General features: G+C 66.8%; 23 protein-coding genes. 10 read left to right on the top strand and 13 right to left on the bottom strand.

The genetic code is table 11. From position 1 onward, the window contains the following. Nucleotides 1–442: 442 nt before the first annotated feature. The 5 genes from cbrB to dksA form a co-directional block, all read right to left on the bottom strand. Nucleotides 443–1879: a two-component system response regulator CbrB gene (gene cbrB / locus VQ065_RS27030; RefSeq protein ID WP_003095138.1), complete on the bottom strand. Its 1437-nt coding sequence runs from the start codon at nucleotides 1877–1879 to the stop codon at nucleotides 443–445. Between the two features lie 26 nt (nucleotides 1880–1905). Further along, a complete protein-coding gene (cbrA, locus tag VQ065_RS27025; RefSeq protein WP_340080490.1) occupies nucleotides 1906–4857 on the bottom strand; it encodes a two-component system sensor histidine kinase CbrA in 2952 nt (983 codons plus the stop codon). Continuing rightward, nucleotides 4841–5017: a hypothetical protein gene (locus VQ065_RS27020; protein ID WP_003095129.1), complete on the bottom strand. Its 177-nt coding sequence runs from the start codon at nucleotides 5015–5017 to the stop codon at nucleotides 4841–4843. The genes cbrA and VQ065_RS27020 overlap by 17 nt, the downstream gene beginning before the upstream one ends. A gap of 69 nt (nucleotides 5018–5086) precedes the next feature. Further along, complete coding sequence (gene gluQRS, locus VQ065_RS27015; RefSeq protein ID WP_014603534.1) at nucleotides 5087–5968, bottom strand: tRNA glutamyl-Q(34) synthetase GluQRS; 882 nt, start codon at nucleotides 5966–5968, stop codon at nucleotides 5087–5089. A 67-nt stretch (nucleotides 5969–6035) separates the two neighbouring features. Next, nucleotides 6036–6482 (bottom strand): RNA polymerase-binding protein DksA, encoded by a 447-nt coding sequence (gene dksA, locus VQ065_RS27010; RefSeq protein ID WP_003095122.1) that lies wholly within the window; start codon nucleotides 6480–6482, stop codon nucleotides 6036–6038. Nucleotides 6483–6674: 192 nt separating this feature from the next. Between dksA and VQ065_RS27005 the strand changes: the two genes are divergently transcribed. Then, nucleotides 6675–7847: a pyridoxal phosphate-dependent aminotransferase gene (locus VQ065_RS27005; RefSeq protein WP_003095120.1), complete on the top strand. Its 1173-nt coding sequence runs from the start codon at nucleotides 6675–6677 to the stop codon at nucleotides 7845–7847. Further along, a complete protein-coding gene (sfsA, locus tag VQ065_RS27000; RefSeq protein ID WP_003095118.1) occupies nucleotides 7847–8554 on the top strand; it encodes a DNA/RNA nuclease SfsA in 708 nt (235 codons plus the stop codon). Before VQ065_RS27005 ends, sfsA begins: the two co-directional genes overlap by 1 nt. 33 nt (nucleotides 8555–8587) lie before the next feature. Here the strand turns inward: sfsA and trmA are convergent, their stop codons facing one another. Both trmA and VQ065_RS26990 read right to left on the bottom strand, forming a co-directional pair. After that, on the bottom strand, nucleotides 8588–9679 hold the full coding sequence (gene trmA, locus VQ065_RS26995) for a tRNA (uridine(54)-C5)-methyltransferase TrmA (protein WP_003095115.1): 1092 nt from the start codon (nucleotides 9677–9679) through the stop codon (nucleotides 8588–8590). Next, the gene (locus VQ065_RS26990; RefSeq protein WP_003095114.1) at nucleotides 9676–10971 is read right to left on the bottom strand and encodes an NCS2 family permease; all 1296 of its coding nucleotides are present in this window, start codon (nucleotides 10969–10971) and stop codon (nucleotides 9676–9678) included. Before VQ065_RS26990 ends, trmA begins: the two co-directional genes overlap by 4 nt. 413 nt (nucleotides 10972–11384) lie before the next feature. Between VQ065_RS26990 and VQ065_RS26985 the strand changes: the two genes are divergently transcribed. Continuing rightward, a complete protein-coding gene (locus VQ065_RS26985) occupies nucleotides 11385–11861 on the top strand; it encodes a SecDF P1 head subdomain-containing protein (RefSeq protein WP_014603535.1) in 477 nt (158 codons plus the stop codon). 21 nt (nucleotides 11862–11882) lie between these two features. On the opposite strand, the gene ypfJ is transcribed toward VQ065_RS26985, so the two are convergent. Further along, nucleotides 11883–12776, bottom strand: coding sequence for a KPN_02809 family neutral zinc metallopeptidase (ypfJ, locus tag VQ065_RS26980; protein WP_003095112.1), 894 nt, complete (start codon nucleotides 12774–12776; stop codon nucleotides 11883–11885). Between the two features lie 67 nt (nucleotides 12777–12843). Further along, complete coding sequence (locus tag VQ065_RS26975; protein ID WP_003095108.1) at nucleotides 12844–13698, bottom strand: PhzF family phenazine biosynthesis protein; 855 nt, start codon at nucleotides 13696–13698, stop codon at nucleotides 12844–12846. Nucleotides 13699–13867: 169 nt separating this feature from the next. Between VQ065_RS26975 and alaC the strand changes: the two genes are divergently transcribed. Further along, on the top strand, nucleotides 13868–15103 hold the full coding sequence (alaC, locus tag VQ065_RS26970; RefSeq protein ID WP_003100170.1) for an alanine transaminase: 1236 nt from the start codon (nucleotides 13868–13870) through the stop codon (nucleotides 15101–15103). A gap of 58 nt (nucleotides 15104–15161) precedes the next feature. Here alaC and VQ065_RS26965 read toward each other — a convergent pair whose 3' ends face one another. Then, a complete protein-coding gene (locus VQ065_RS26965) occupies nucleotides 15162–15611 on the bottom strand; it encodes a DUF411 domain-containing protein (RefSeq protein ID WP_003095106.1) in 450 nt (149 codons plus the stop codon). Between the two features lie 248 nt (nucleotides 15612–15859). Here VQ065_RS26965 and VQ065_RS26960 point away from each other — a divergent pair, with 248 nt between their 5' ends. Continuing rightward, on the top strand, nucleotides 15860–16309 hold the full coding sequence (locus VQ065_RS26960) for a DUF4345 family protein (RefSeq protein WP_003095105.1): 450 nt from the start codon (nucleotides 15860–15862) through the stop codon (nucleotides 16307–16309). 3 nt (nucleotides 16310–16312) lie between these two features. On the opposite strand, the gene VQ065_RS26955 is transcribed toward VQ065_RS26960, so the two are convergent. From VQ065_RS26955 to phuR, 3 genes are all read right to left on the bottom strand, one after another. Further along, complete coding sequence (locus VQ065_RS26955; protein ID WP_003095104.1) at nucleotides 16313–16825, bottom strand: DUF4136 domain-containing protein; 513 nt, start codon at nucleotides 16823–16825, stop codon at nucleotides 16313–16315. Between the two features lie 80 nt (nucleotides 16826–16905). Then, nucleotides 16906–17253 carry a Rieske (2Fe-2S) protein gene (locus VQ065_RS26950; protein WP_003121065.1) on the bottom strand — a complete coding sequence of 116 codons (348 nt, stop codon included), beginning with the start codon at nucleotides 17251–17253 and terminating at the stop codon, nucleotides 16906–16908. A gap of 102 nt (nucleotides 17254–17355) precedes the next feature. Beyond that, nucleotides 17356–19650, bottom strand: coding sequence for a heme/hemoglobin uptake receptor PhuR (gene phuR / locus VQ065_RS26945; protein ID WP_003095102.1), 2295 nt, complete (start codon nucleotides 19648–19650; stop codon nucleotides 17356–17358). A 180-nt stretch (nucleotides 19651–19830) separates the two neighbouring features. Here phuR and VQ065_RS26940 point away from each other — a divergent pair, with 180 nt between their 5' ends. Genes VQ065_RS26940 through VQ065_RS26920 form a run of 5 tightly spaced genes read left to right on the top strand, consistent with a single transcriptional unit; the run spans nucleotide 19831 to nucleotide 24497 of the window. Then, nucleotides 19831–20895, top strand: coding sequence for a hemin-degrading factor (locus VQ065_RS26940; RefSeq protein ID WP_003095101.1), 1065 nt, complete (start codon nucleotides 19831–19833; stop codon nucleotides 20893–20895). Nucleotides 20896–20904: 9 nt separating this feature from the next. After that, nucleotides 20905–21798 (top strand): hemin ABC transporter substrate-binding protein, encoded by an 894-nt coding sequence (locus tag VQ065_RS26935; protein ID WP_003095100.1) that lies wholly within the window; start codon nucleotides 20905–20907, stop codon nucleotides 21796–21798. A 50-nt stretch (nucleotides 21799–21848) separates the two neighbouring features. Continuing rightward, nucleotides 21849–22832, top strand: coding sequence for a FecCD family ABC transporter permease (locus VQ065_RS26930; protein WP_003121063.1), 984 nt, complete (start codon nucleotides 21849–21851; stop codon nucleotides 22830–22832). Next, entirely contained in the window at nucleotides 22832–23599 is a 768-nt protein-coding gene (locus VQ065_RS26925) for a heme ABC transporter ATP-binding protein (RefSeq protein ID WP_003095098.1), read from the top strand. Before VQ065_RS26930 ends, VQ065_RS26925 begins: the two co-directional genes overlap by 1 nt. 10 nt (nucleotides 23600–23609) lie before the next feature. After that, entirely contained in the window at nucleotides 23610–24497 is an 888-nt protein-coding gene (locus VQ065_RS26920) for a ChaN family lipoprotein (RefSeq protein WP_003095097.1), read from the top strand. Nucleotides 24498–24677: the final 180 nt, after the last annotated feature.

Genomic DNA, 24677 nt, shown 5'->3' with positions numbered 1-24677 from the left:
TGAGCCAGTCGCTTCAGGGATATCTCCCAGGCTGGGAGTTCAATAGCAAACGGATTGCTTTGGTCGCTGATGCTGCCATGATCGTCGAGCGATCCAACCAGTCTGTGCGCTGCCTCGAGGCAGTTTTATTCTTCTTCCGACTGGCTGCGGGACGGGTCCCGACAGCAACTCCTCTCCAAAAGAATCAGTTAGCTGCGCCTCCGCGATTTTGTTTTTGTTGTGCTGGAGTCGTTACGTGTTGTTTTTATTGTCTTCGTCGTTGCTTGTTATTGTTGTTGTGCCAATACATAAGCAGATGCCGTGCCAGTTTTTCGAAACCCAGTAAAATCAAGGGGTTGAGGTTTTTGGTGGGTCGGCGGAGGGCACAAAAAAACCGGGTTCCCGTTACCGATGAACCCGGTTTCTGTTACGCGGCACGTCCGCGGTAACAGGTTGCAGGGTGTTACGAGTCGGCCGAGGCCCCTGATTTGCGTCGCGGAATGCCCAGGCGCTGGCGGCGTTCCCACAGGCATTTGCGGCTGATGCCCAGCTTGCGGGCCAGCTCGGTCTCGGTCATGTGGTCCTGGTGCTCGAGGACGAAGTGCTGGAAGTAGTCTTCCAGCGAGAGGTCCTCGGTGGGCTCGTGGTTGCTGGCCGCGGCGCCCGCCGGGCCGAGGCCGAGGTCGGCGGCGAAGTCGTCCTCGAGGTCGTCCAGCTCAATGTCGATACCCAGCAGGTCGGCGTGGATTTCCTGGCTCTCGCTGAGGATCACCGCCCGCTCGATGGCGTTTTCCAGCTCGCGCACGTTGCCCGGCCATGGGTAATGGCGGATCGCCTGTTCGGCGTCGTGGGCGAAGCTGAGCGGCGCGCGCCCCATCCGGGTGCACTGGCGAGCCAGAAAGGCGCGGGCGATCTCCATCACGTCGTTGCCACGCTCGCGCAGGGCGGGCAGCTTCAGCGAGATCACATGCAGGCGGTAATAGAGGTCTTCGCGGAATTGCCCGGTCTTGGCCAGGGTCTTCAGGTCGCGGTGGGTGGCGGCGATCAGGCGCACGTCGACCTTCTGCGATTGCACCGAGCCGACCCGGCGGATCTCGCCTTCCTGCAATACGCGCAGCAGGCGGGCCTGGGCCTCCAGCGGCAGCTCGCCGATCTCGTCGAGGAACAGGGTGCCGCCGTCGGCCGCTTCGACCAGCCCGGCGCGCCCGGCGCTGGCACCGGTGAAGGCGCCTTTTTCATGGCCGAACAGCTCGGATTCGATCAGGGTTTCCGGAATCGCCGCACAGTTCACCGAGATCAGCGGCGCCTTGGCGCGCTTCGACAGGTTGTGCAGGGCGCGGGCGACCAGTTCCTTGCCGGTGCCGGACTCGCCCTGGATCAGTACCGTGGAGTCGGTCGGCGCGACCTTGCGAATCTTGCTGTACAGCTCTTGCATCGGCGCACAGGAGCCGATGATGCCTATCTCGCCGTCGGCTGCCGCCGGGCTGGCGCCGCGCTCGCCGCCGGCCTTGCCGCCGTTGGCGGAGACCGGGGCCGCGCTGCGGTTCTCCTGGCGGTCCTTGAGGATGCGCGCCACGGCCTGGAGCATTTCGTCGTGGTCGAAAGGCTTGGCGATGTAGTCCACCGCGCCCATCTTCATCGAATCCACCGCCGAACGCAGGCTGGCGTAGCTGGTCATGATCAGCACCGGAATGCCTTCGGCGAGCTTGATCAGTTCGGTGCCGGGGGCGCCCGGCAGGCGCAGGTCGCTGACCACCATGTCGAAGGAGGGGATGGTGTAGCGCTCCTGGGCTTCCTGCACCGAGCCGGCTTCGCTGACCTGGTACTGGTTGCGCTCCAGCAGGCGTCGCAATGCAGATCGGATAATGGTTTCGTCTTCGACGATCAGAATATGTGCCATGTATTCAGCTCTCTCGACGTGCTCGTCTACAGCTCGGCCGTCGGGCCAGGGTGCCGCGGCAGGGTCACGCGGAAGCGGGTGCCGCCTTCTCGCTGGTGATCCGTCGGGCTCTCGATGGTTATCTGTCCATAATGCTCTTCCACGATCGAATAGACCAGTGCGAGGCCGAGCCCGGTCCCCTTGCCGGGGTCCTTGGTGGTGAAGAACGGTTCGAACAACTGGTCCATGATCGCCTTCGGGATGCCGCTGCCCTCGTCCTCGACGACCAGGTCCACGGTATGTTCCGAGGCTTCGCTGCGGACCCGGATCGCGCCGCCCGGCGGGCTGGCGTCGCGAGCATTGGAGAGCAGGTTGATCAGCACCTGGGCCAGGCGCTGCGAGTCGCCCTCGACCCAGTGCGCCGGATCGCAGAGGTTGAAGAACTCTACTTCGACGCTACGCCGGTTCAGCGACAGCAGTCCGATGGCCTCCTGGGCGACTTCGCTCAGGCACACCGGTTCCAGGGCCTGCAGGTGGCTGCCGGAGTGGGCGAAGCTCATCAACGACTGGACGATGCGCGATACGCGCTTGGTCTGGTCGAGGATCTGCTCGCTGATCTCGGTCAGCTCGCCGTCGCCTTCGCGTTCCTCGCGCAGGTTCTGCGCCAGGCAGGCGATGCCGGTGATCGGATTGCCGATCTCGTGGGCTACCCCGGCGGCAAGGCGGCCGATGGAAGCCAGGCGCTCGGAGTGGACCAGCTTGTCTTCCAGCAGTTGGGTTTCGGTGAGGTCTTCCACCAGTAGCACCAGGCCGCTGTTGCCCGGCGCCAGGGGTTCCTCGATGGCCGCCTTGTGCAGGTTCAGCCAGCGGGTGTGGCCGTCGTAGACCAGGCGCTGTTTGTGCAGGTGCTCGTCGGGGGCGTCGATGAAACGTTCCAGCAGGCCCTTCCAGGGTTCGGGCAAGGCCGACAGGCGCGAACCGACGACCTTCTGCGCGCCGACCCCGGTGAGTTCCTCGATGGCGCGGTTCCACATCAGCACTTCCTGGTCCTTGGCCAGGGAGCAGACGCCCATCGGCAGGTCTTGCAGGGTCTGCCGGTGGTAGCGGCGCAGGGTGTCGAGTTCGGCAGCCAGGCCAGTCAGCCGGGAGTGATAGTCCTCCAGGCGGCTCTCGATGAAGTGGATGTCCTCGGTGACATAGCTTTCTTCGCTGGTCTTGTAGGGAAGGAAGGTCTCCACGATGTCCTGGGCGACACTGGGACCCATCAGCCCGGAAAGGTTCGCCTCGATACGGTCGCGCAAGCGACGCAGGGCATAGGGGCGACGTTCGTCGAAGGGCAGGTGGAGATCGCGCAGGGCCTGCTCGACCTCCTTCTGCACGGTCTTGGCGCCCAGCGGCTTGGCCAGCTGGCTGGCGAACTCCTGCGGCGAGCCGGCGAACAGTTCGCGGCGTTGCGGACGGCGTACGTTGTCCACCGCGCAGGCCTCGGCAGCACCTTTTTCCTCGTCGCTGGCCTCGGTGAACAGCGAGACCAGGGTGAACACCAGCACGTTGGCCGCCAGCGAGGACAGCGCCGCCAGGTGCCAGTTGGAGTCGTCCAGCACGTAGATCACGTCGAACAGCGGCAGGTACAGGCCCTGTACGTTCCCCATCAGGGGCAGCAGCATGGTGATCGCCCAGACCAGCATGCCGGCGATCAGCCCGGAGATGAAGCCGCGGCGGTTGGCGGTCGGCCAGTACAGCACCGAGAGGGCGCCGGGAAGGAATTGCAGGGTGGCGACGAAGGACACTATGCCCAGGTTGGAGAGGTCCTGTTCGGCGCCCAGCAGCAGGTAGAAGGCGTAGCTGGCCATGATGATGGCGACGATCAGCAGGCGCCGGGTCCATTTCAGCCAGCGGTAGATGTTGCCCTGCGCCGGCGGCTGGTAGAGCGGCAGCACCAGGTGGTTGAGGACCATTCCCGAGAGCGCCAGGGTCATCACGATGGTCAGCCCGCTGGCGGCGGAGATGCCGCCGATGAAGGCGGCCAGGGCCAGGGCCGGGCTGTCCACCGCCAGGCCGAGGCCGATGGTGTAGTACTCCGGTGTGGTCGAGGCGCCGAGGCGCAGCCCGGCCCAGAGGATCGGCGGTACCGCAAGGCTCATCAGCAGCAGGAACAGCGGCAGGCCCCAGCTGGCGGAAATCAGCGCGCGCGGGTTGAGGTTCTCGGTGAAGATCATGTGGAACATGTGCGGCATCACGATGGCCGCGGCGAAGAACACCAGCAGCAGCGTTCGCCATGGACCCTCGGCCAGCGGCGTGTGCAGGGTGGTCAGCGCGGTCTGGTTCTGCAGCAGCCAGACTTCCAGGCCTTCCGGCCCGCCGAAGACGCCGTACAGGGCGTAGAGGCCGATACTGCCGAGCATCACCAGCTTGACCAGCGACTCGAAGGCGATGGCGAACACCAGTCCCTCGTGGCGTTCGCGGGTGGCGATGTGGCGAGCGCCGAAGAGGATCGCGAACAGGGTGATCAGGGTGCAGAAGACGAATGCGACCCGCTCCTGGGCCGGGTCGCGGGTGAGAATGCTGATCGAGTCGGTGACCGCCTGGATCTGCAGGGCCAGCATCGGCAGCACGCCGATCAGCATGAACAGCGTGGTCAGGGCGCCGGCCCAGGTACTGCGGAAACGGAAGGCGAAGAGGTCGGCCAGCGAGGACAGCTGGTAGGCGCGTGTCACCCGCAGGATCGGATAGAGCAGCACCGGGGCGAGCAGGAAGGCCCCGGAAATCCCCAGGTAGATGGCGAGGAACCCGTAGCCGTACTGGTAGGCCAGGCCTACCGTGCCGTAGAACGCCCAGGCACTGGCGTAGACGCCCAGCGACAGGGTGTAGACCAGCGGGTGGCGTACCAGCCGGCGCGGCACGTAGCCGCGCTCGGTGATCCAGGCGATGCCGAAGAGGGTGGAGAGGTAGGCGACGCTGATCAGGATCAGCTGGGTCAGGCTAAAGCTCGTCAGCATCGCGCTGGCTCTGCAGGATGAAAGTGACCACGATGAGGATCAGCCACAGCAGGTACGGGCGGTACCAGGCGCCGTTGGGGTCGATCCACCAGTCCATGATGGCGGGGGAAAAGAGATAGATGCCCACGACCAGGAGCAGGACCAGTCGGTAGATGTACATGCCGCTTCCCTCATGCTTGGGCCGGCAGGCTACAGGCTGCGGGTGGGTGCCGGCAAGCCGCCGGGCGGGCTACAGGCGTTCCTCGGGAAGGGTAGCGCAGCGCGGGATGCGCGTGGCGTCCCAGTGCGCCACGCCCCAGGCCAGCGCCTCGCTGGCGCTGGCCTGGGCCAGTTCGGCCGGCGGCCGCTGGCCGAGCGCGCGCAGGGCGCGGGTCAGCGGCGCGGCGGCCTGCTCGGCGGGCAGTGGTGGGGAGCGGTAGGACTTGCCGAGCTTGTGCCCGTCCGGCTGGACGATCAGCGGCACGTGCAGGTAGCGCGGCTGGCTCAGCCCCAGCAGTTCCTGGAGGTAAAGCTGGCGCGGGGTCGAGTCGAGCAGGTCGGCGCCGCGGACGATGTCGGTGATGCCCTGCCAGGCGTCGTCCAGCACCACCGCCAGTTGGTAGGCGTAGAAGCCATCGCGGCGCTGGATGACGAAATCGCCGACCTCGCGGCCGAGATGCTGGCGGACTTCGCCCTGCACGCGGTCGACGAAGCGATATTCCAGCTCCGGCACGCGCAGGCGGATCGCCGCGTCCTCGCGGGCGTGCCCGGCGTCGCGGCAGAAGCCCGGGTAGATCCCGGCGAATCCCTCAAGCTGTTTGCGCGAGCAAGTGCAGGCGTAGGCCAGGCCGCTGCACAGCAGTTGCTCGACCACTGCGGCGTAGGCCGGGAAGCGTTCGCTCTGCCGCTCCACCGCGCCGTCCCATTCGAAGCCGTAGCGCTCCAGGGTTTCCAGGATCGCCTGCTGGGCGCCCGGGACTTCGCGGGGCGGGTCGAGGTCTTCCATGCGCACCAGCCAGCGGCCGCCGACGGCACGCGCGTCCAGGTAGGAGGCGACGGCCGCCACCAGGGAACCGAAGTGCAGGTAGCCGCTGGGCGTCGGGGCGAAGCGGCCTACATAGGAAGAGCTCATGGCGCGGGCGGTGCGGCGGGGAACGGCGGAAACGAAACGGGGCGCCTTGGCGCCCCGTCGGTCCGGCTCAGGAGCCGAGTTGCTTCTCGCGGATTTCCGCGAGGGTCTTGCAGTCGATGCAGAGGGTCGCGGTGGGGCGCGCCTCCAGGCGACGGATGCCGATCTCGACGCCGCAGGAGTCGCACCAGCCGTACTCTTCGTCTTCGATCAGTTGCAGGGTCTCGTCGATCTTCTTGATCAGCTTGCGCTCGCGGTCGCGGGCGCGCAGTTCCAGGCTGAATTCTTCTTCCTGGCTGGCGCGGTCGGCCGGATCGGGGAAGTTGGCCGCTTCGTCCTGCATGTGATGCACGGTACGGTCGACCTCTTCCATCAGCTCCTGTTTCCATTTGTTCAGGATCGCGGTGAAGTGCGCGCGCATGCGCTCGCTCATGTACTCCTCGCCCTTGGTTTCCTGATAGGGTTCGAAGCCGCGGGTCATCTGCTGGCTGCTCTGTTGTTTTGCTTTGGTGGACATGAATGGCCGCCTCTCACTTTCGCTAATCCTGTCCGCGGCAGGGTTCCCTCGCCGGCTCTCCGGCCCCGCGGTCGCAAGCGGGCGAACTTACCAGAACGATAACCTTGGCGCTACTCCCGGTTGTCGAGGCTGGTGTCGCCCGCGTAATGGCTTGGTTAGAATCGGTTTTTCCTCGCAAAGTTCGGAATATCCATGGCTACCTCCTATAGCGCGCGCAGTCGGGCCATCGAGCCTTTCCATGTCATGGCCCTGCTGGCGCGGGCCAACGAGTTGCAGGCCGCCGGCCACGATGTGATCCACCTGGAGATCGGCGAGCCGGACTTCACCACGGCCGAGCCGATCGTCGAGGCCGGGCGCGCCGCCCTGGCCGCCGGGCATACCCGCTACACCGCCGCCCGCGGCCTGCCGGCGCTGCGCGAGGCGATCGCGAAATTCTACGGCGAACGCTACGGGGTCGACCTCGACCCGCAGCGCGTGCTGGTCACTCCGGGCGGCTCCGGCGCCCTGCTGCTGGCCAGCAGCTTGCTGGTCGACCCCGGCCGCCACTGGTTGCTCGCCGACCCGGGCTACCCGTGCAACAGGCATTTCCTGCGCCTGGTGGAAGGCGCCGCGCAACTGGTGCCGGTGGGGCCGGACAGCCGTTACCAACTGACGCCGGATCTCATCGAGCGACACTGGGATTCAGACAGTGTAGGCGCTCTGGTGGCGACGCCGGCGAATCCGACCGGGACCCTGCTCGATCGCGACGAACTGGCCGGCCTGTCGGGCGCCTTGAAGGCCCGCGGCGGGCACCTGGTGGTGGACGAGATCTATCACGGCCTGACCTATGGCGTGGACGCCGCCTCGGTGCTGGAAGTCGACGACGACGCTTTCGTCCTGAATAGTTTTTCCAAGTATTTCGGCATGACCGGCTGGCGCCTGGGCTGGCTGGTGGCGCCGGCAGCGGCGGTGCCTGAGCTGGAGAAGCTGGCGCAGAACCTCTACATCAGCGCGCCGAGCATGGCCCAGCAGGCCGCGCTGGCCTGTTTCGAGCCGACCACCATCGCCATTCTCGAAGAGCGTCGCGAAGAGTTCGCCCGCCGTCGCGACTTCCTCCTGCCGGCCCTGCGCGAGCTGGGTTTCGGGATCGCCGTGGAGCCGGAAGGCGCCTTCTATCTCTACGCCGATATCAGTGCGTTCGGCGGCGATGCCTACGCCTTCTGCAAGCACTTCATCGAGACCGAGCACGTGGCCTTCACCCCGGGGCTGGATTTCGGCCGCCACCAGGCCGGCCACCACGTGCGTTTCGCCTATACCCAGAACCTGCCGCGCCTGCAGGAAGCGGTGGAGCGGATCGCCCGCGGCCTGAAGAACTGGCGGCCCTGATGCGTTTCGAGCAGCCACTGGAAGAAGGCCGCCTGCTGCGTCGCTACAAGCGTTTCCTCGCCGATATCAAGAGCGCCGGCGGCGAGCGCCTGACCATCCACTGTCCGAATACCGGTTCGATGCTCAATTGCATGAGCGAAGGCTGCCGGGTCTGGTTCAGCCGCTCCAACGACCCCAAGCGCAAGCTGCCGGGGACCTGGGAGCTGAGCGAGACCCCGCAGGGCCGCCTGGCCTGCGTCAACACGGCGCGGGCCAACCGCCTGGTAGAGGAGGCGCTGCTGGCCGGGGACATCGCGGAGCTTGCCGGTTTCACCGCTCTGCGCCGGGAAGTGGCCTACGGCGTGGAGAACAGTCGCGCCGACTTTCGCCTGGAATACCCCACGGGCGCACTGTTCATCGAGGTGAAGAGCGTCACCCTGGGCTTCGACGAAACCGCCGTGGCGGCCTTTCCCGACGCGGTGACGCTGCGCGGCGCCAAGCACCTGCGCGAACTGGCGGCGCTGGCGCGGGAGGGGATCCGCGCGGTGCAGCTGTACTGCGTGAACCTTTCCGGGGTCGAGGCGGTGCGCCCCGCCGACGAGATCGATCCAGCCTATGGCAAGGCGTTGCGCGAGGCGGCGCAAGCGGGCGTCGAGGTGCTGGCCTATGGCGCCGAGGTGACGACGGAAGGATTGCACCTGGCGCGGCGCCTCCCGGTGCGACTCTGAGGCATGGCCGCGCCGTGGGGCGCGGCCACTCGCTCAGCGGCGTTCGAGCAGGACGCCGCTTTCCATGTGGTGGGTGTAGGGGAACTGGTCGAACAGCGCGCAGCGGCTGATCCGGTGCGTGTCGTGCAGTTGAGCGATGTTCTGCGCCAGGGTTTCCGGGTTGCACGAAATGTACAGGATGCGCTCGAAGCGCCGGGTCAGCTCGCAGGTGTCCGGATCCATGCCGGCTCGTGGCGGATCGACGAAGACACTGCCGAAGGCGTAGCTCTTCAGGTCGATGTCGGCCAGGCGGCGGAACGGGCGAACCTCGTTCAGCGCCTGGGTCAGCTCTTCGGCCGACAGGCGCACCAGGCTGACGTTGTCCACCGCGTTGTCGGCCAGGTTGGCCAGCGCCGCATTGACCGAGGACTTGCTGATCTCGGTGGCCAGCACCTTGCGTACCCGGGTGGCCAGGGGCAGGGTGAAGTTGCCGTTGCCGCAGTACAGTTCGAGCAGGTCGTCGTCGCGCTGGCCGAGCGCCTCGTAGGCCCAGCCGAGCATCTTCTGGTTGACCTCGCCGTTGGGCTGGGTGAAAGCCCCCTCGGGCTGGCGGTAGCGGAAGCGCCGGCCGGCGACCGACAGTTCCTCCTCCACATAGTCGCGTCCGACGACGATACGCTTGCCGCGCGAACGCCCGACCAGGTTCACGCCCAGTTCCGCCGCGAGCTTTTCCGCTGCCTGTCGCCAGGCGTCGTCGATCGGCCGGTGGTAGCAGAGGGTGATCAGCGCGTCGCCGGCCAGGGTGGTGAGAAACTCCACCTGGAACAGCTTGAAGCCCAGCGCCGGGTCGGCCCAGGCCGCCTTCAGGCGCGGCATCAGTTCGTTGATGCGGCGGCTGGCGATGGGGAAATCCTCGATCAGGATCGGCGTGTGCTTGTCGCCCTGCTCGAACATCGCGTAGTAACGCTTCTCGTTGCCGGTTTCCCGCCACAGGCGGAATTCGGCGCGCAGCCGGTAATGCTCGCGCGGCGACTCGAAGACCTCCGGCGCGGGTGCCGCGAACGGGGCCAGCAATCCGGCGAGGCGGGACTTCTTGTCTTCCAGTTGCGCGGCGTAGGCGCTGGGGTCGAACTGTGGACGGCTCATGCGTTGAAGAAGCCCAGCTTGATCACGAACAGGACGGAGAGGATCACCAGCGCCGGGTTCAGTTCGCGCCAGCGCCCGGACAGCACCTTGATCGCGGTCCAGGATATGAAGCCGAAGGCGATGCCGGTGGCGATCGAGTAGGTGAACGGCATGGCCAGCGCGGTGACGACCACCGGCGCGGCGACGGTGATATCTTCCCAGTCGATCTCTGCCAGGCCCGAGGCCATCAGTACGGCGACGAAGAGCAGCGCCGGGGCGGTGGCGAAGGCCGGTACGCTGCCGGCCAGCGGGGCGAAGAACAGCGCGAGGAGGAACAGGATGGCGACGACGATGGCGGTCAGGCCGGTGCGGCCGCCGGCGCTGACGCCCGCGGCGGACTCGATGTAGCTGGTGGTGGTCGAGGTGCCCAGCAGCGAGCCGCCCATGGCGGCGGTACTGTCGGCGATCAGCGCGCGGCCCATCTTCGGCATGTGGCCGTCCTTGCCCATCAGTCCGGCGCGCTTGGCGACGCCGATCAGGGTGCCGGAGTTGTCGAACAGGTCGACGAAGAGGAAGGCGAAGATCACGCTGACCAGGCCGATGTCCAGCGCGCCCTTGATGTCCAGTTGGAGGAAGGTCGGCGCCAGCGACGGCGGCATCGAGACCACGCCGCCGAACTGGGTCACGCCGAGCAGGATGGCGATGGCGGTGACCACCAGGATACCGATCAGCACCGCGCCGGTGACGCTACGCGCCTCCAGGGCGACGATCAGGATGAAGCCGAGGGTGGCGAGGATCGGCGCCGGCTTGGTCAGGTCGCCCATGCCGATCAGGGTTGCCGGGTTGTCCACCACGATGCCGGCGTTCTGCAGGGCGATCAGTGCGAGGAACAGGCCGATGCCGGCGGCGATCGCCGAGCGCAGCGGCAGGGGGATGCTGTTGATGATCCATTCGCGGATGCGGAAGATCGACAGCAGGAAGAACATGGTGGCGGAAATGAACACTGCGCCCAACGCGACCTGCCAGCTGTGGCCCATGTGCAGCACCACGGTGTAGGTGAAGAAGGCGTTGAGGCCCATGCCGGGGGCCAGGGCGATCGGGTAGTTGGCGATCAGGCCCATGATGGTCGAGCCGATGGCCGCTGCCAGGCAGGTGGCGACGAACACCGCGCCCTTGTCCATGCCGGTCTCGCCGAGGATGCTCGGGTTGACGAAGAGGATGTAGGCCATGGTCAGGAAGGTGGTGATCCCCGCCAGGATCTCGGTGCGCACCGTGGTGTTGTGCGCCTTTAGTTGAAACAGCTTTTCCAGCATGTTGGATTCCCCTGAATGTGCTCTGCAACGATCCCCATGGCGCCAGCAGAAGTGGCCGGCCGCGGAGCCGGCCGCCGACCAGGGAAAACCGAATTTCCGCGTGGCGGGCGTTGCATCGCTGTCTCGTCGGCGCGGTATCGCGAACGATCCCGGCAGACGGCTGAGTCCCGAAAATGCGCGAGCCGCATGAAACGACCCACGCACGCCAGGGGCCTCGCGGCGGCCTGCGTGGGGTTCATACGGCTCGAAAAGGCGCGCATCATACCAGTTCGCGGGAGATGGGTGAATTTCCGCCAGTCTAGTCGATCGTCGCTTCGCGGAAGGGCCTGCTCGCCCGCCCGGCGCGGGCGGCGTTAACATAGGCGTTGGCGTCCGGACGGACGCTCCGCCCAGGTTTTCTGCAGTACCTCATCATGAAACGCTCGAAACTCGCACTCCTTCCGCTGGGCCTGGCGCTGCTGCTGGCCGCCTGCGCCAGCGATCCGCTGCCGATCCCGCAGCACAGCTTCGGGGTCTATGCCACCGCCTGCACGCCTTCCGCGGCGTTCCGCACCCTGGCCGACCCGCAGGGCAAGGCCATGCTGGTGGCGCTGAAGCCCAGCCTGACCCAGGCTGACGTACTCCGCGCCGAGGTCCTGTACGACCAGAACGGTCGACCCGGCGTCGAAGTCACCTTCACCGAACCGGCCGCCCGCCGCCTGGCCGCGCTGACCGGCGAGGCCCGGGGGCGCACTCTCGCGGTACTGGTGGACGGGCGCCTGCGCCTGGCGCCGCGGGTGCGCGAGCCGATCCGCAACGGCAAGGTCTATCTCGACGGGTTGGCTTCGGTCTACGAGGCCAGGGAACTGGCCGATCAGTTGAATGCGCTGGGAAGCCAGCCGGGGCGCTAAGCGCCCGGCTGGCGGCGAGGCTCAGAGCGTCTGGGCCTTGAAGGTATCGCAACTGGCCGGCGAGCCGCTCTCGAAGCCGGTCTTGAACCAGCGCATGCGTTGCGCCGAGGAGCCATGGGTGAAGGAATCCGGCACCACCATGCCGCGGCCCTGGCGTTGCAGGCGATCGTCGCCGATGGCGTTGGCGGCGTTCAGGGCTTCTTCGATGTCGCCCGGCTCCAGCCAGTTCAGCCGCTGCTGTGCACGGTTGGCCCAGACCCCGGCGAAGCAGTCCGCCTGCAGTTCCTGGCGTACCGACAGGCCGTTGGCGCCCTCCATGCGCGCGCCGCGCTGGCGGGCTGCGTTGATCTTGGCCGAGATGCCCATCAGGTTCTGCACGTGGTGGCCGACCTCGTGGGCGATCACATAGGCCTGGGCGAAGTCGCCGGCGGCGGAGAAGCGCTGTTCCATCTCGCGGAAGAATTCCAGGTCGAGGTAGACCCGGCGGTCGGCCGGACAGTAGAACGGCCCGGTGGCCGACGAGGCGAAGCCGCAGGCGGAATTCACCCCATTGCTGAACAGCACCAGCTTGGGCTGTTGGTATTGTGCCTGGCCGCTGGCGAAGATCTGTTCCCAGGTGTCCTCGGTGTCGCCGAGGATCGAGCGGACGAACTCGCTCTGCTCGTCATTGGCCGCCGGGGCCCGACCGCCGGCCTGCTGCTGGGTGGCCGGCGCCGGGCTGTCCATCTGGCCGAGCAGCGACCCGAGGATCTGCATCGGGTCCTGGCCCATCAGCAGGCCGACCACCACCACGATGGCCACCCCACCCAGGCTGAGGCCCTTGCCGCCGATGCGCATGCCGCCACCGCCGCCTGCGCCTCCTTCGCCCCGGGCATCAATCACGTTGTCACTGCGTCGTCCTTTGCGCCAGAGCATGGCGGTTCTCCTGTACGTTTCGCTTCTTCAGTGTTGTCGTCGTCCGCCGCCAGCGCCACCCCGACCGTCAGGCCGAGGTCAGCAGCTCGGCGCGGGCGAGCAGTTGGACGTGGCCGCCGACCCTGACGCTACCGTCTGTCGCGACCTGGACGTCGAGCCGGCTCGGCCGCTCGAGGAAGCGTCCCTGGTGCAGGACGAAGGGTTCGCCGCGCGCGGCAAGCCCGTATTCCACCAGGTAGGCGGCGACCGGACCGGCAGCGCTGCCGGTAGCCACGTCTTCCACCAGCCCCAGGCTGTCCCAGGTGCGGCCCTCGCGCCCGTCGACGTCGAGCAGATAGACAAACGCCGCGCCGAGTTTATCCAGGGCTTCTTGCAAATCGTTGACCTGACGGGCTCGACCCAGCGCCTCGGCGGTTACCGGCAGGAGCAGGTAGGGCAGGCCGGTGCTCACCACCCGCGGTGGATGCCCGGACAGGTCGTTGGCCGATAGCGAGAAGGCTTCGGCGAACCAGCGGCAGGTCCCGGCGTCCGGGGTGGCGCCGAATTCGGCGCGGCCCTGGTCCATCTCGGCGTAGAAACCGCTGCCCGCCCGCACGCTGCGCAGGGCCACCGATTTGCTGGCCAGGTGCAGCGTCCAGTGCTGTTCGTTGTCGCCGCCGCGCAGGTGATGGAGCAGGGCGGCGGCGCCGAGCAGCGGGTGGCCGGCGAACGGCAGTTCTTCCTCCAGGGTGAAGATCCGTGCGCGGAAGGCCCGTGGGTCGTCGCCCGGTAGCAGGAAGATCGATTCGAACTGGCGCAGTTCGCGGGTCCAGGCCTGCATGGCGGCGTCATCGAGGGCGCTGGCGTCGTCGAATACGGCCAGGCCGTTGCCGGTGAGCGGACGCTCGGCGAACACATCGAGTTGCCAGTAGCGTCGGGACATGGGCCTTTTCCTGTGAAATGGAATGAAAAACGCGAGGGGGGACTCGACAAGCAGCCTATCGGCCTTTATGTTCGCCGACAAGAAAGCGCCTGGCTGGCGCTTTCCAGGCCGCCGCAGCGGCCGGCGTCGCTCGGACGGTTCCGGGCGCTTACGTTACTCCGAGGACAGCATGGCTGAATCACGCCCTGCGCGCCGTTTCGCGCGCATCGACCGCCTTCCCCCCTACGTTTTCAATATCACCGCCGAACTGAAGATGGCCGCTCGTCGCCGTGGCGAGGACATCATCGACCTGAGCATGGGCAATCCCGACGGGCCGACCCCGCCGCATATCGTCGAGAAGCTCTGCACCGTCGCCCAGCGCGAAGACACCCATGGCTACTCCACCTCGCGTGGCATCCCGCGCCTGCGCCGGGCCATCTCGCACTGGTACCGTGACCGCTACGACGTGCAGATCGACCCGGAAAGCGAAGCCATCGTCACCATCGGCTCCAAGGAAGGCCTGGCGCACCTGATGCTGGCGACCCTCGACCATGGCGACACCATCCTCGTGCCCAACCCGAGCTATCCGATCCATATCTACGGTGCGGTGATCGCCGGCGCCCAGGTGCGCTCGGTGCCGCTGGTGCCGGGCATCGATTTCTTCAACGAGCTGGAACGGGCGATCCGTGAATCGATTCCCAAGCCACGCATGATGATTCTCGGCTTCCCCTCCAACCCGACCGCGCAGTGCGTCGAGCTGGACTTCTTCGAGCGCGTGGTGGCGCTGGCCAAGCAGTACGACGTGATGGTCGTGCACGACCTGGCCTATGCCGACATCGTCTACGACGGCTGGAAAGCGCCGTCGATCATGCAGGTGCCGGGCGCCAAGGACATCGCCGTGGAGTTCTTCACCCTGTCGAAGAGCTACAACATGGCCGGCTGGCGGATCGGCTTCATGGTCGGCAATCCCGAGCTGGTCTCGGCCCTGGCGCGGATCAAGAGCTACCACGACTACGGCACCTTCACGCCCCTGCAGGTGGCGGCCATCGCCGCTCTGGAAGGCGACCAGCAGTGCGTCCGCGATATCGCCCGGCAGTACCAGCAGCGCCGCGACGTCCTGGTGAAGGGGCTGCGCGAGGCCGGCTGGATGGTGGAGAACCCGAAGGCCTCGATGTACGTCTGGGCGAAGATCCCCGAGCCCTACGCGCATCTGGGCTCGCTGGAGTTCGCCAAGAAGCTGTTGCAGGACGCCAAGGTCTCGGTGTCGCCGGGGATCGGCTTCGGCGACTACGGCGACGATCATGTGCGTTTCGCCCTGATCGAGAACCGCGACCGCCTGCGCCAGGCGGTGCGCGGGATCAAGGCGATGTTCCGCGCCGACGGGCTGCTGTCGCCGCAGAGGAAGGTCGATAGCCTGGCGGAGTGATCCTCACGTCCTGCTACAAGGAAAAACGCCGTTTTCCCTGGGGAAAACGGCGTTTTCGTTAGCGTCCCGGGTACTCCGCCAGTACCGAGGCCTGGCCGCTCCTGGTCAGGCCGACGACCTGGTAGGCGTCCTGGCGGTCGCCCATTTCCATGCCCGGCGAGCCGACCGGCATGCCCGGTACGGCGGCGCCGACCAGGTCGGCGCGTTCGCGCAGCTTGAGGATGTCGGCTGCCGGCACGTGGCCTTCGACGAACTTGCCGTCGATCACTCCGGTATGACAGGAGCCCATGCTGTAGGGCACGCCGAGACGGCTCTTGACTGCGCTCATGTCTGCTTCCACATGGTCGGTGACCTTGAAACCGTTGGCTTCGAGGTGCTTGATCCAGTCCTTGCAGCAGCCGCAGTTGGCGTCGCGGTGGACGTCGATGGCCAGCGGTTCGGCGGCCTGGACCAGGGAACCGTGGAGCAGGGTGGCGGCCAGGACGGCCAGGGGTGCGAAGCGGCGCATGGGATTCTCCTTGCTGCGAGCGAATGCCGGGAGCATACCGCTGGCACCCGCCGCCACCCAGCCGGTGAGCTGTATCCACTTGTGACGAAGCGATGCGCTGCCCGCCGCGCCGGGTTGCCGTTGGGCAGGGACGGATTGTCGCAGCGAACTCGTCGGCGCGGTTTGGGTCTGCTGTCCTTAGGGTTGCCGGGGCGTTCGCCGCCGGTGTCGAACTGACCGCTGGGGCAACAGGCCCGAGGAGAAAGGGGATGCTCTTCGCCCGTTTGGTTTTGCTGGTTCAGGCGCTGGTATGGGGCGCGCTGGGAGTGCTGTACTGGGTGCGTCCCTACGAGATGGCCAATCTCAGTGGCATGCTGCTGATGGAGCCTTCGGCGGTCAGCGATGCGCGGGTGTTCTATGGCGGCCATCAGTTTGCCCTGGCGTTGTTCCTGCTGTTCGCCCTGCGCCGGGCTTCGCTGGTGCAGCCGGCGTTGATCCTGGTAGTGCTGCTGCAATCGATCCTGACCCTGTCGCGGCTATTGATTGCCTGGATCGAGGGCGGGATGGAGGCCGACGGCAACCTGTTCGGCCTGCTGTTCCGCGGCGCAATGGCTGCCCTGGGGATCGCCGCCCTGTGGTGGCTGCAACGGCGGCCGCCCCGGCTGTCGGCACCCGGCGAGAGCGCCGAGCGTCGCGAGGACGACTTCGACGGCCTGTGACATTCAAGGTTGACTGCGACTCGGGAAGTCCTTCAGCAACTGCGCGACGCCGCGGTCGAACGCTTCCTGGGTCAGCGCCGGATCGTGCAGTTGGCGGCTCAGCACGCTTTCCAGAAGGACCCTGCCGTTGCTTTCGTCAAGGATGCGCAGCGCCAGCCTGGCCTCGGTGTCTTCGGTCAGTTGGGTCTGGGTGAAGACGCCATCCTGGGTGATCACCGGGCGCATTTCCAGGCCCGGCTGGCGTTGCAGGCCGAGGGCGTAGATCACCCGCAGGTCGCCGTGTTCCGCCTGGTAGCGATAGCCCTTGGCCTCCAGGGCGCGGCGCACGGCCGTATCGAAACGCTCCTCGAAGTCGATGCGGTGCCCCTCGGCGCGTACCGCCTGGATGAAGAAAGTCCGGTAATCCGCCGCTGTTACGCCAGGGGCGAGCCGTACGGGGCCCGGTTCATTGCGGCAGGCATAGAGCAGCAGGCCGAACAGGAGCAGCAGGACGAAGCGCAGGCTGAATCGGCGCATGGCGCGTTCCTTCCTCTTTTTTATCTTTGTGCCGCAAGCCTAGCCGTTGCCTCGCGGCTTGCCGCCCATCCCCCGTTGGGTCAGTCGTCCAGCTCCACCCAGAGGCCTTCGGCGTCTTCCCGGCAGGGCAGGGCGCGCAAGCGCTCGCCAGCGCAGGGGCCGGCGACGCACTCGCCGGACTCGATGAGGAACAGCGCGCCGTGGCTGGCGCAACGGATCAGGCTGGCGCTGTCGTCGAGGAAGGCATCGGGCTGCCACTCCAACGGGATGCCGCGATGCGGGCAGCGGTTCAGGTAGATGTAGGCGCGGCCGTCGCGACGCACCGCGAACAGCCGCCGCTCATCGACGAGGAAGCCGCGGCTGTTGCCTTCGGCGAGATGGGAAGAGGGACACAGGTGGATCATGGGCGCTCCGTTTGCCGGGATCATTATCCCTGATCCGGAGGACGGCTTTCACCTGTGGCATGGAAAGCGCCCGGCATGGCCAGGCGCTGGGTATGGGGGCACTTCCGTGTGCGAAGGGGTAACGGGTCAGATGTCCCAGACCAGGTTGACCGCGAAATTGCGGCCTGGCTGGGACAGTCGGTCGATGTTGGCCGGGGCCAGCGCCGAAGCCTCGCCGACGCTGTCGTAGCCGCGCACGTCATCCCACAGCCAGTATTTCTTGTCGGTCAGGTTGTAGAGACCGGCGTTGAGGGTCAGGTCCTTGCTCAGCCTGTAGTAGGCGCTGAGGTCGAGGACGCCGAAGCCCGGGGTCTTGAACTGGCTGGCGGTGCCATCCGGGGTGTGGAAGGTGCTGTCGTCGACGCGATCCTTGCGTTTGACCAGGGTCCAGCTGAGCAGCCCGCCGTAGTTGCCGTCTGCTTCGTCGTAGCCCAGGCCGAACACTCCGGTGAGTGGGTTGACGCTGTTGATCGGCTCGCCGTTGTCCTTGTTGCGACCGTAGGCGTAGGCCACGCTGCCCTGGGTGTAGAGCCCCTGCGGCGCGCCGAAGGCGCCCAGCTCCAGGCGGCCCTTGAGCTCGACGCCCTTGATCACCGCCCGCTCGATGTTGTTGGACTGGAAGGTCTGGCCGTTGCCGCCGGTGCTATCGGTATTCAGGGCGTCTTCGTCGATGAAGTCGCGATATTTGTTGTAGAACACCGCTACGCCGAAGCTGCCTTCGTCGAACTTGCCGCGCAACCCGGTCTCGAAGCTCTGGCTCTTTTCCGGCTTGAGGTTGGGGTTAGGCTCGATGTGGTAGCCCGCCTGCAGGTTCTCGAATCGACCGTACAGCGCCTTGGCGGTGGGCGTGCGGAAGCCCTGGGCGTATTGGCCGTACCAGGTGTAGTGCTGGGCGAAGTCGTAGGTCACGCCGAACTTGGGCGAAACCCGGTGCCATTTCTTGTCCGACTCGTCGACCGCGGTGTTCTGGCTCTGCTTCATGGTGCGCAGGAACTCGTCGGTGATGTGCGGCTCCATGCGCGTGTAGTCGTAACGCAGGCCGGGAGTGAAGGTCCAGTCGTTCCAGCTGATGCTGTCCTGGGCGAACAGGGCGTAGGTCTTCACCGTCGGATCGGGAAAGTCGCTGCTGCGTTCCAGGGCATCGCGCGGGCTGTCCGCGCCGGTGTCCAGGTTGGTGCCGGTGCCGCTGCGCATGCCGGTGACCTTCTGGTGCTTGAGATTGATCCCGTAGCTCAGCAGGTGCTCGGTCTCGCCGATGGCGAAGCTCTTGTCCAACTGGCTGTCGAAGACCCACAGGCGTTCCTTGTAGGTAGTGTCGCGGGTACGCAGGACCTTGCGGGTGATCGGGTAGTAGAACTCGCGGGTCGCCTGGTCGGTCTTCGCCAACTGGTAGTTCAGGCTCCACTGGATGCGATCGGCGACCGGGCTGTCGAGCAGGAAATGGTGCTCCAGGCCGTAGCGCTCGCGAGTCAGGGTGTCGTTGCCCTTGCGCCACTGGTACATGCCGCCCGGCAGCATGCTCGGCGGGATGGCCGGCTTGCCCTTGTCGTACGGGCCGCCATAGGCGCTCTTCTGGTCGGTATCGACGTCGCTCTTGTACTTCTCGAAGACCAGCCCGAAGCGGCTGCCCTCGGCGTAGTTCCAGCCCAGCTTGCCGAGCAGGCTGTAGCTGTCGGCGTCTTCCGGGTTGGCTTCGCTGCGCGAGAGCCCGGTGCCGCCGTGGCCGCCGTTGGATTCGGTCTCGTGGCCCTGGCGGTAGCCATAATGCAGCAGGCCGTCGAAGTCGTCGGCGCGGCCGGCGACGGTGGCCGAGGTCAACCAGGAGTGGCTGGCCGACTCGTAGCCGGCCTTCAGCCGGGCGCCGACGTCCTTGCCGTCCTTGATGATGTCCGACGGGTCGAGGGTGAAGTAGCTCACCGCGCCGCCGATGGCGTTGCTGCCGTACAGCGCCGAGGCCGGGCCGCGAAGGATTTCCACGCGCTTTACGATGTCCGGATCGACGTAGTTGCGGTGGGTCTGCGCGTAGGGGCCGCTGAAGAAGTCGTTGGGCAGTTCGACCCCGTCGATCTGCGTAAGGATGCGGTTCCCGTCGATGCCGCGGATGTTGTAGCCGGTGATCCCGGCACGCTGGCCGGCGCCGCCGACCGAGACTCCCGGTTCGTAGCGCACCAGTTCCTTGATGTTGTTGACGTTCTGCCGGTCCAGTTGTTCGCGGGTCTGCACGCTGACGGTGCTTGGCACCGAATCCACTGCCTGCTCGGTACGGGTGGCGGTGATGGTGGTCGGGGTCAGCGGGACGGCGTTCCCCGCCAGGGCCAGGGAAGGGCTGAGCAACAGCAGGGCCAGGCAGGGGCGCAGGGCGAAGGGCGGGGAGAGCGGCATGTGGGACTCCTTGGGTCGGGCCGGTGGCGAATAGCCAGGGGGACGTCGGGCGCACAAGGTACTGCCAGAAAAACGCTAATGCAAATAATTATCAAATGGATTCAGATATGCGTTTTGTGGCAAAGTTCACCTGTTTTTGCGCGTAGCGCGACCGAACCGGATATGCCCGAGGAACCGTCGATGAGCAGCACTCCCAGCCTTTCCCATTCCCCTGCCGAGCTTTACCGCGCCTGGCAGGACCTGCGCGCCGAGCGACCGCAGCTACGCGCGCGCGACGCCGCCGCGCTGTTGCAGGTCAGCGAAGGCGAGCTGGTCGCCAGCCGGGTCGGCATCGATGCCGTGCGCCTGCGGCCGGACTGGGCCGCCTTGCTGCCGGCGCTCGGCGAACTGGGGCCGATCATGGCGCTGACCCGCAACGAGCATTGCGTCCACGAACGCAAGGGGCCGTATCGCGAAGTGACGGTCTCTGCCAATGGGCAGATGGGCCTGGTGGTCTCGCCGGATATCGACCTGCGCCTGTTCCTGGGGGGGTGGAACGCCGTCTTCGCCATTGCAGAGGAGACAGCGCGGGGTACCCAGCGCAGCATCCAGGTGTTCGACCAGCAGGGCGTGGCGGTGCACAAGGTGTTCCTTACCGAGGCCAGCGACGTCCGCGCCTGGGAACCGCTGGTCGAGCGCCTGCGGGCTGCCGAGCAGGATGCCGTGCTGGCGCTGCACGAACCCCGCGCACCGGCTGCGGCGCTCGTCGATGCGCAGATCGATGCCGCCGCCTTGCGCGAAGGCTGGGCCGCGTTGAAGGACACCCATCATTTCCACGCCCTGCTGAAGAAGCATGGCGCGCAGCGCACCCAGGCGCTGCGCCTGGCTGGCGGCGAATGGGCCGAGCGCCTAGACAAGGGCGACCTGGCGAAACTCTTCGAAGCGGCGGCCGAAAGCGGATTGCCGATCATGGTGTTCGTCGGCAACGCCCACTGCATCCAGATCCATACCGGGCCTGTGTGCAACCTGAAGTGGCTGGACGACTGGTTCAACGTGCTCGATCCGGAATTCAACCTGCACCTGAAGACCACCGGCATCGCCGAGCTTTGGCGGGTGCGCAAGCCGAGCACCGATGGCATCGTAACCAGCTGGGAGGCCTTCGACGCCGACGGCGAACTGATCGTGCAACTGTTCGGCGCACGCAAGCCCGGCGAGCCCGAGCGCGACGACTGGCGCGAACTGGCCGAATCCTTCAAGGCGCTCTGAGGAGAGATCATGCGTATCGATCGACTATTCAACGGGTTGGCGCTGGGCATCCTGCTCGGCACCGGCATGGCCCAGGCCGCCGAGCTGCCGCAACGCTGGGTGAGCGCGGGCGGCTCGCTGAGCGAATGGGTGGTGGCGCTGGGCGGCGAGAGCAAGCTGGTCGGGGTGGACACCACCAGCCAGCATCCGCAGGCGCTGAAACAGTTGCCGAGCGTCGGCTACCAGCGCCAACTGGCTGCCGAGGGCGTGCTGGCGTTACGCCCGGATATCCTCATCGGCACCGAGGAAATGGGGCCTCCGCCGGTACTCAAGCAGCTCGAAGGCGCCGGCGTGCGGGTCGAGACCCTCTCCGCCAAGCCGGATCTGGAGGCACTGGAAAGCAATCTGAAGAAGCTCGGCGACTGGCTCGGCGTGCCCCAGCGCGCCGAGGCCGCCGAACTTGACTATCGTCAGCGGCTGCGGCGCCAGGCGGACTGGATCGCGGCCGCGCAGAAGAGTCAGCCGGCCCCGGGCGTCCTGCTGGTGATCGGCAACGCCGGGGGTCAGTTGCTGGTAGCCGGGCGCAATACCGGCGGCGATTGGGTCCTGAACCGAGCCGGAGCACGCAACCTGGCTACCCATGAGGGTTACAAGCCGATCTCGGTGGAAGCCCTGGCAGCGCTCGATCCGGTCGCGGTGGTGATCGCCGACCGCAGCCTCGAAGGTGATGCGGCGCGTGCCGCGCTGCTCAAGCAGAACCCCGGCCTCGCCGCGACTCGCGCGGCGCGTGACGGACGTCTGCTGGTGCTTGACCCGACGCTCCTGGTGGGCGGCCTCGGTCCGCGCCTGCCGGATGGCCTGGCGGCTCTCTCCGCAGCCTTTTATCCTTCCGCGAAACCGCTGAGTACGGAAGCCGCCCATTGAAATCGGTTGTTCGCCCCCGCGCACTGTTCGGTGCGCTGGGGATTTCGCTCGTGTTGGTCCTCTGGTTGTCCCTCGCCCTCGGTCCCGTCAGCCTGCCGCTGGGCGATACCCTGCGCGCCGCGCTGCGCCTGGCCGGGCTGCCGCTCGATGGAACGGGCCTGGCCCAGGCGGAAATGATCCTCGGCCAGATCCGCCTGCCGCGGACCCTGCTCGGCCTGGCCGTGGGCGCGGTGCTGGCGCTGTCCGGGGTGGCGATGCAGGGCCTGTTCCGCAACCCGCTGGCCGATCCAGGGCTGGTCGGGGTGTCCAGCGGCGCGGCCCTCGGCGCGGCGCTGGCCATCGTGTTCGGCGCCTCGCTGGGTGGCTTGCCGGCGTTCCTAGCGCCCTACCTGCTGTCGCTGTGCGCCTTCGGCGGCGGCCTGGGGGTGACCTGGCTGGTCTATCGACTTGGCCGCCGCGATGGCCAGACCAGCGTGGCCACCATGTTGTTGGCAGGGATCGCCTTGACCGCGCTGTCCGGCGCGGTGATCGGACTGTTTACCTATCTCGCCGATGACGCCACCTTGCGTACCCTGACCTTCTGGAACCTGGGCAGCCTGAACGGCGCCAGCTACCCACGACTCTGGCCGCTGCTGCTGGTGGCGCTGCTGGTGGCCTGCTGGCTACCGCGCCGGGCAGATGCGCTGAACGCACTGCTGCTCGGCGAGTCCGAGGCCCGTCACCTGGGCTTCGACGTCGAGCGATTGAAGGCCGAACTGGTGCTTTGCACTGCCCTCGGCGTCGGCGCCGCAGTGGCGGCGGCGGGGATGATCGGCTTCATCGGCCTGGTGGTGCCGCACCTGATCCGTCTGGTTGCCGGTCCGGATCATCGGACGTTGCTGCCGGCCTCGATGATGGCCGGCGCCATTCTCCTGCTGCTTGCCGACCTGCTGGCGCGCCTGGCGCTGGCTCCGGCGGAGTTGCCGATCGGCATCGTCACGGCACTGATCGGCGCGCCGTTCTTCCTTTATCTGCTATTGCGGGGGCGGGCCTGATGCTGCGCGTGGAGAACCTGTCCATCCGCCGTGGCGGAAAGACTGTACTGGAAGGCCTCGAACTGGAGCTGCGGCCTGGCGAGATGCTCGGCGTACTCGGCCCCAACGGCGCTGGCAAGAGCACCTTGCTTGGCGCTCTCTGTGGCGAACTGGAGCCGGCCGAAGGGCTGGTGCTGCTCGACGAGCGCGGCCTCGACGACTGGCCGGGCGTCGCTCGCGCGCAGCGCCTGGCGGTGCTGCCGCAGAGTTCGTCGCTGGGCTTCGCCTTTCCGGTGGAGGCGGTGGTCGGCTTCGGTCGGCTGCCCCATTCCAGCGGCCGCGAGCGCGATGTGCAGATCGTCGCCGAGGCCTTGGCGGCGGCCGACGCCAGCCATCTGGCCGGGCGCAGCTACCTGGCGCTGTCCGGCGGCGAACGCCAGCGCGTGCACCTGGCGCGGGTGCTGGCGCAGCTGTGGCCGGGCGAGCCGGGGCAGGTGCTGCTGCTCGACGAACCGACCTCGGCGCTCGACCCGCTGCACCAGCACACTACCCTGCAGGCGGTGCATGATTTCGCCCGCCGCGGTGCCTCGGTGCTGGTGATCCTCCACGATCTCAACCTGGCCGCGCGCTATTGCGACCGCCTGCTGCTGTTGCAGAATGGTCGCCCGCACCTGCTCGGTACGCCCGAGGAAGTCCTGCGCCCCGAGCCGTTGCGCGCGGTGTTCGGCCTCGAGGTCCTGGTCCAGCGTCATCCCGAGCGAGGTCATCCGCTGATCGTCGCCCGTTGAAGGAGTCGCCATGCGCATTCGCCTGTTCGCTTTCTGTCTGCTGCTGGGCGGCTGCCAGTCCCAACTGCCGCCGCTGCCTGATTGGCAGAGCCCGGAAGGGCGCGACGATCCGCAGACGGGACGAATCGTCGAATTACGCAGCGGCGTGACGCTGAGCCCGCAGCAACTGGTCGCACGCCTGGCGGCCGCGCCGCGAGTGATCGTCGGCGAGAAGCACGACAATCCCGATCATCATGCCGTGGAGCTGTGGCTGGCGCAGGCCCTGGGCGAATACCGGGCGCAGGGCAGCCTGCTGCTGGAAATGCTCGATCCCGGCCAGCAACCACGGGTGGATGCGGTCCGCGCACAACTCGGGAACGGCAAGCCGGTGGCGAACCTGGAGCAGGCCCTGGACTGGCAGAAACGTTGGGACTGGACGCAGTACGGACCCCTGGTGTCCTGGGCGGTTGCGCAACCCGCGCCGTTGCTGGCGGCGAACCTCCAGCGAAGCGAGATCATGCGCATCTACAGGGAGCGACCGCCGCTTCCCGGAACGGCCTCCAGGCGTGACAGCGTGCGCCTGCCGCTGCTTGCGCAGATTCGCGAATCCCACTGCGGCATGCTTCCCGACGATCAATTGCCGGCGATGCTCGCCGTCCAGCAGCAACGCGACCGCCGCATGGCCGAGCGTCTTCGCGATGCGCCACTGCCGGCGATGCTCGTCGCCGGCAGCTTCCACGCCCGACGCGACCTCGGCGTACCGGTCCACCTGCGCGACCTTGGTGCGGAGAAGGGCACTCAGGTACTGATGCTGGTCGAGGCCGGGCAGGCGGTAACGACGCGTGAGGCCGACTACACCTGGTACACGCCGGCACAGCCGGACAAGGACTATTGCGCGGAGATGAAGAAGGCACGTTGAAGGAAGGGCGCGAGGCCTGGAGCCGCGTATCGCGCTACGTTTTCGCGGGCAAAAAAAGACCCGGCAAAGTGCCGGGTCGAAACCGTGATTAGCCTGATGAGGAGATAATCTGAAGAGTCCGACTGCTTGGTCTCTCAGCTTACCTGCTGGCCTCGCGACCAGTTGGTGTAATAATAAATA

Origin of the sequence: Pseudomonas sp. KBN10P06128, assembly GCF_037574945.1 — a bacterium.
In the GTDB taxonomy this organism is placed as follows: domain Bacteria; phylum Pseudomonadota; class Gammaproteobacteria; order Pseudomonadales; family Pseudomonadaceae; genus Pseudomonas; species Pseudomonas aeruginosa.
The sequence above is the reverse complement of the archived record's forward strand: the minus strand, read 5'-3'. Positions and strand labels throughout refer to the sequence as shown.

What these genes read in the sequence shown, in the direction of transcription:
- cbrB (WP_003095138.1), bottom strand. Translation starts at nt 1,879, where the DNA reads ATGGCACATATTCTGATCGTCGAAGACGAAACCATTATCCGATCTGCA.
- cbrA (WP_340080490.1), bottom strand. Translation starts at nt 4,857, where the DNA reads ATGCTGACGAGCTTTAGCCTGACCCAGCTGATCCTGATCAGCGTCGCC.
- VQ065_RS27020 (WP_003095129.1), bottom strand. Translation starts at nt 5,017, where the DNA reads ATGTACATCTACCGACTGGTCCTGCTCCTGGTCGTGGGCATCTATCTC.
- gluQRS (WP_014603534.1), bottom strand. Translation starts at nt 5,968, where the DNA reads ATGAGCTCTTCCTATGTAGGCCGCTTCGCCCCGACGCCCAGCGGCTAC.
- dksA (WP_003095122.1), bottom strand. Translation starts at nt 6,482, where the DNA reads ATGTCCACCAAAGCAAAACAACAGAGCAGCCAGCAGATGACCCGCGGC.
- VQ065_RS27005 (WP_003095120.1), top strand. Translation starts at nt 6,675, where the DNA reads ATGGCTACCTCCTATAGCGCGCGCAGTCGGGCCATCGAGCCTTTCCAT.
- sfsA (WP_003095118.1), top strand. Translation starts at nt 7,847, where the DNA reads ATGCGTTTCGAGCAGCCACTGGAAGAAGGCCGCCTGCTGCGTCGCTAC.
- trmA (WP_003095115.1), bottom strand. Translation starts at nt 9,679, where the DNA reads ATGAGCCGTCCACAGTTCGACCCCAGCGCCTACGCCGCGCAACTGGAA.
- VQ065_RS26990 (WP_003095114.1), bottom strand. Translation starts at nt 10,971, where the DNA reads ATGCTGGAAAAGCTGTTTCAACTAAAGGCGCACAACACCACGGTGCGC.
- VQ065_RS26985 (WP_014603535.1), top strand. Translation starts at nt 11,385, where the DNA reads ATGAAACGCTCGAAACTCGCACTCCTTCCGCTGGGCCTGGCGCTGCTG.
- ypfJ (WP_003095112.1), bottom strand. Translation starts at nt 12,776, where the DNA reads ATGCTCTGGCGCAAAGGACGACGCAGTGACAACGTGATTGATGCCCGG.
- VQ065_RS26975 (WP_003095108.1), bottom strand. Translation starts at nt 13,698, where the DNA reads ATGTCCCGACGCTACTGGCAACTCGATGTGTTCGCCGAGCGTCCGCTC.
- alaC (WP_003100170.1), top strand. Translation starts at nt 13,868, where the DNA reads ATGGCTGAATCACGCCCTGCGCGCCGTTTCGCGCGCATCGACCGCCTT.
- VQ065_RS26965 (WP_003095106.1), bottom strand. Translation starts at nt 15,611, where the DNA reads ATGCGCCGCTTCGCACCCCTGGCCGTCCTGGCCGCCACCCTGCTCCAC.
- VQ065_RS26960 (WP_003095105.1), top strand. Translation starts at nt 15,860, where the DNA reads ATGCTCTTCGCCCGTTTGGTTTTGCTGGTTCAGGCGCTGGTATGGGGC.
- VQ065_RS26955 (WP_003095104.1), bottom strand. Translation starts at nt 16,825, where the DNA reads ATGCGCCGATTCAGCCTGCGCTTCGTCCTGCTGCTCCTGTTCGGCCTG.
- VQ065_RS26950 (WP_003121065.1), bottom strand. Translation starts at nt 17,253, where the DNA reads ATGATCCCGGCAAACGGAGCGCCCATGATCCACCTGTGTCCCTCTTCC.
- phuR (WP_003095102.1), bottom strand. Translation starts at nt 19,650, where the DNA reads ATGCCGCTCTCCCCGCCCTTCGCCCTGCGCCCCTGCCTGGCCCTGCTG.
- VQ065_RS26940 (WP_003095101.1), top strand. Translation starts at nt 19,831, where the DNA reads ATGAGCAGCACTCCCAGCCTTTCCCATTCCCCTGCCGAGCTTTACCGC.
- VQ065_RS26935 (WP_003095100.1), top strand. Translation starts at nt 20,905, where the DNA reads ATGCGTATCGATCGACTATTCAACGGGTTGGCGCTGGGCATCCTGCTC.
- VQ065_RS26925 (WP_003095098.1), top strand. Translation starts at nt 22,832, where the DNA reads ATGCTGCGCGTGGAGAACCTGTCCATCCGCCGTGGCGGAAAGACTGTA.
- VQ065_RS26920 (WP_003095097.1), top strand. Translation starts at nt 23,610, where the DNA reads ATGCGCATTCGCCTGTTCGCTTTCTGTCTGCTGCTGGGCGGCTGCCAG.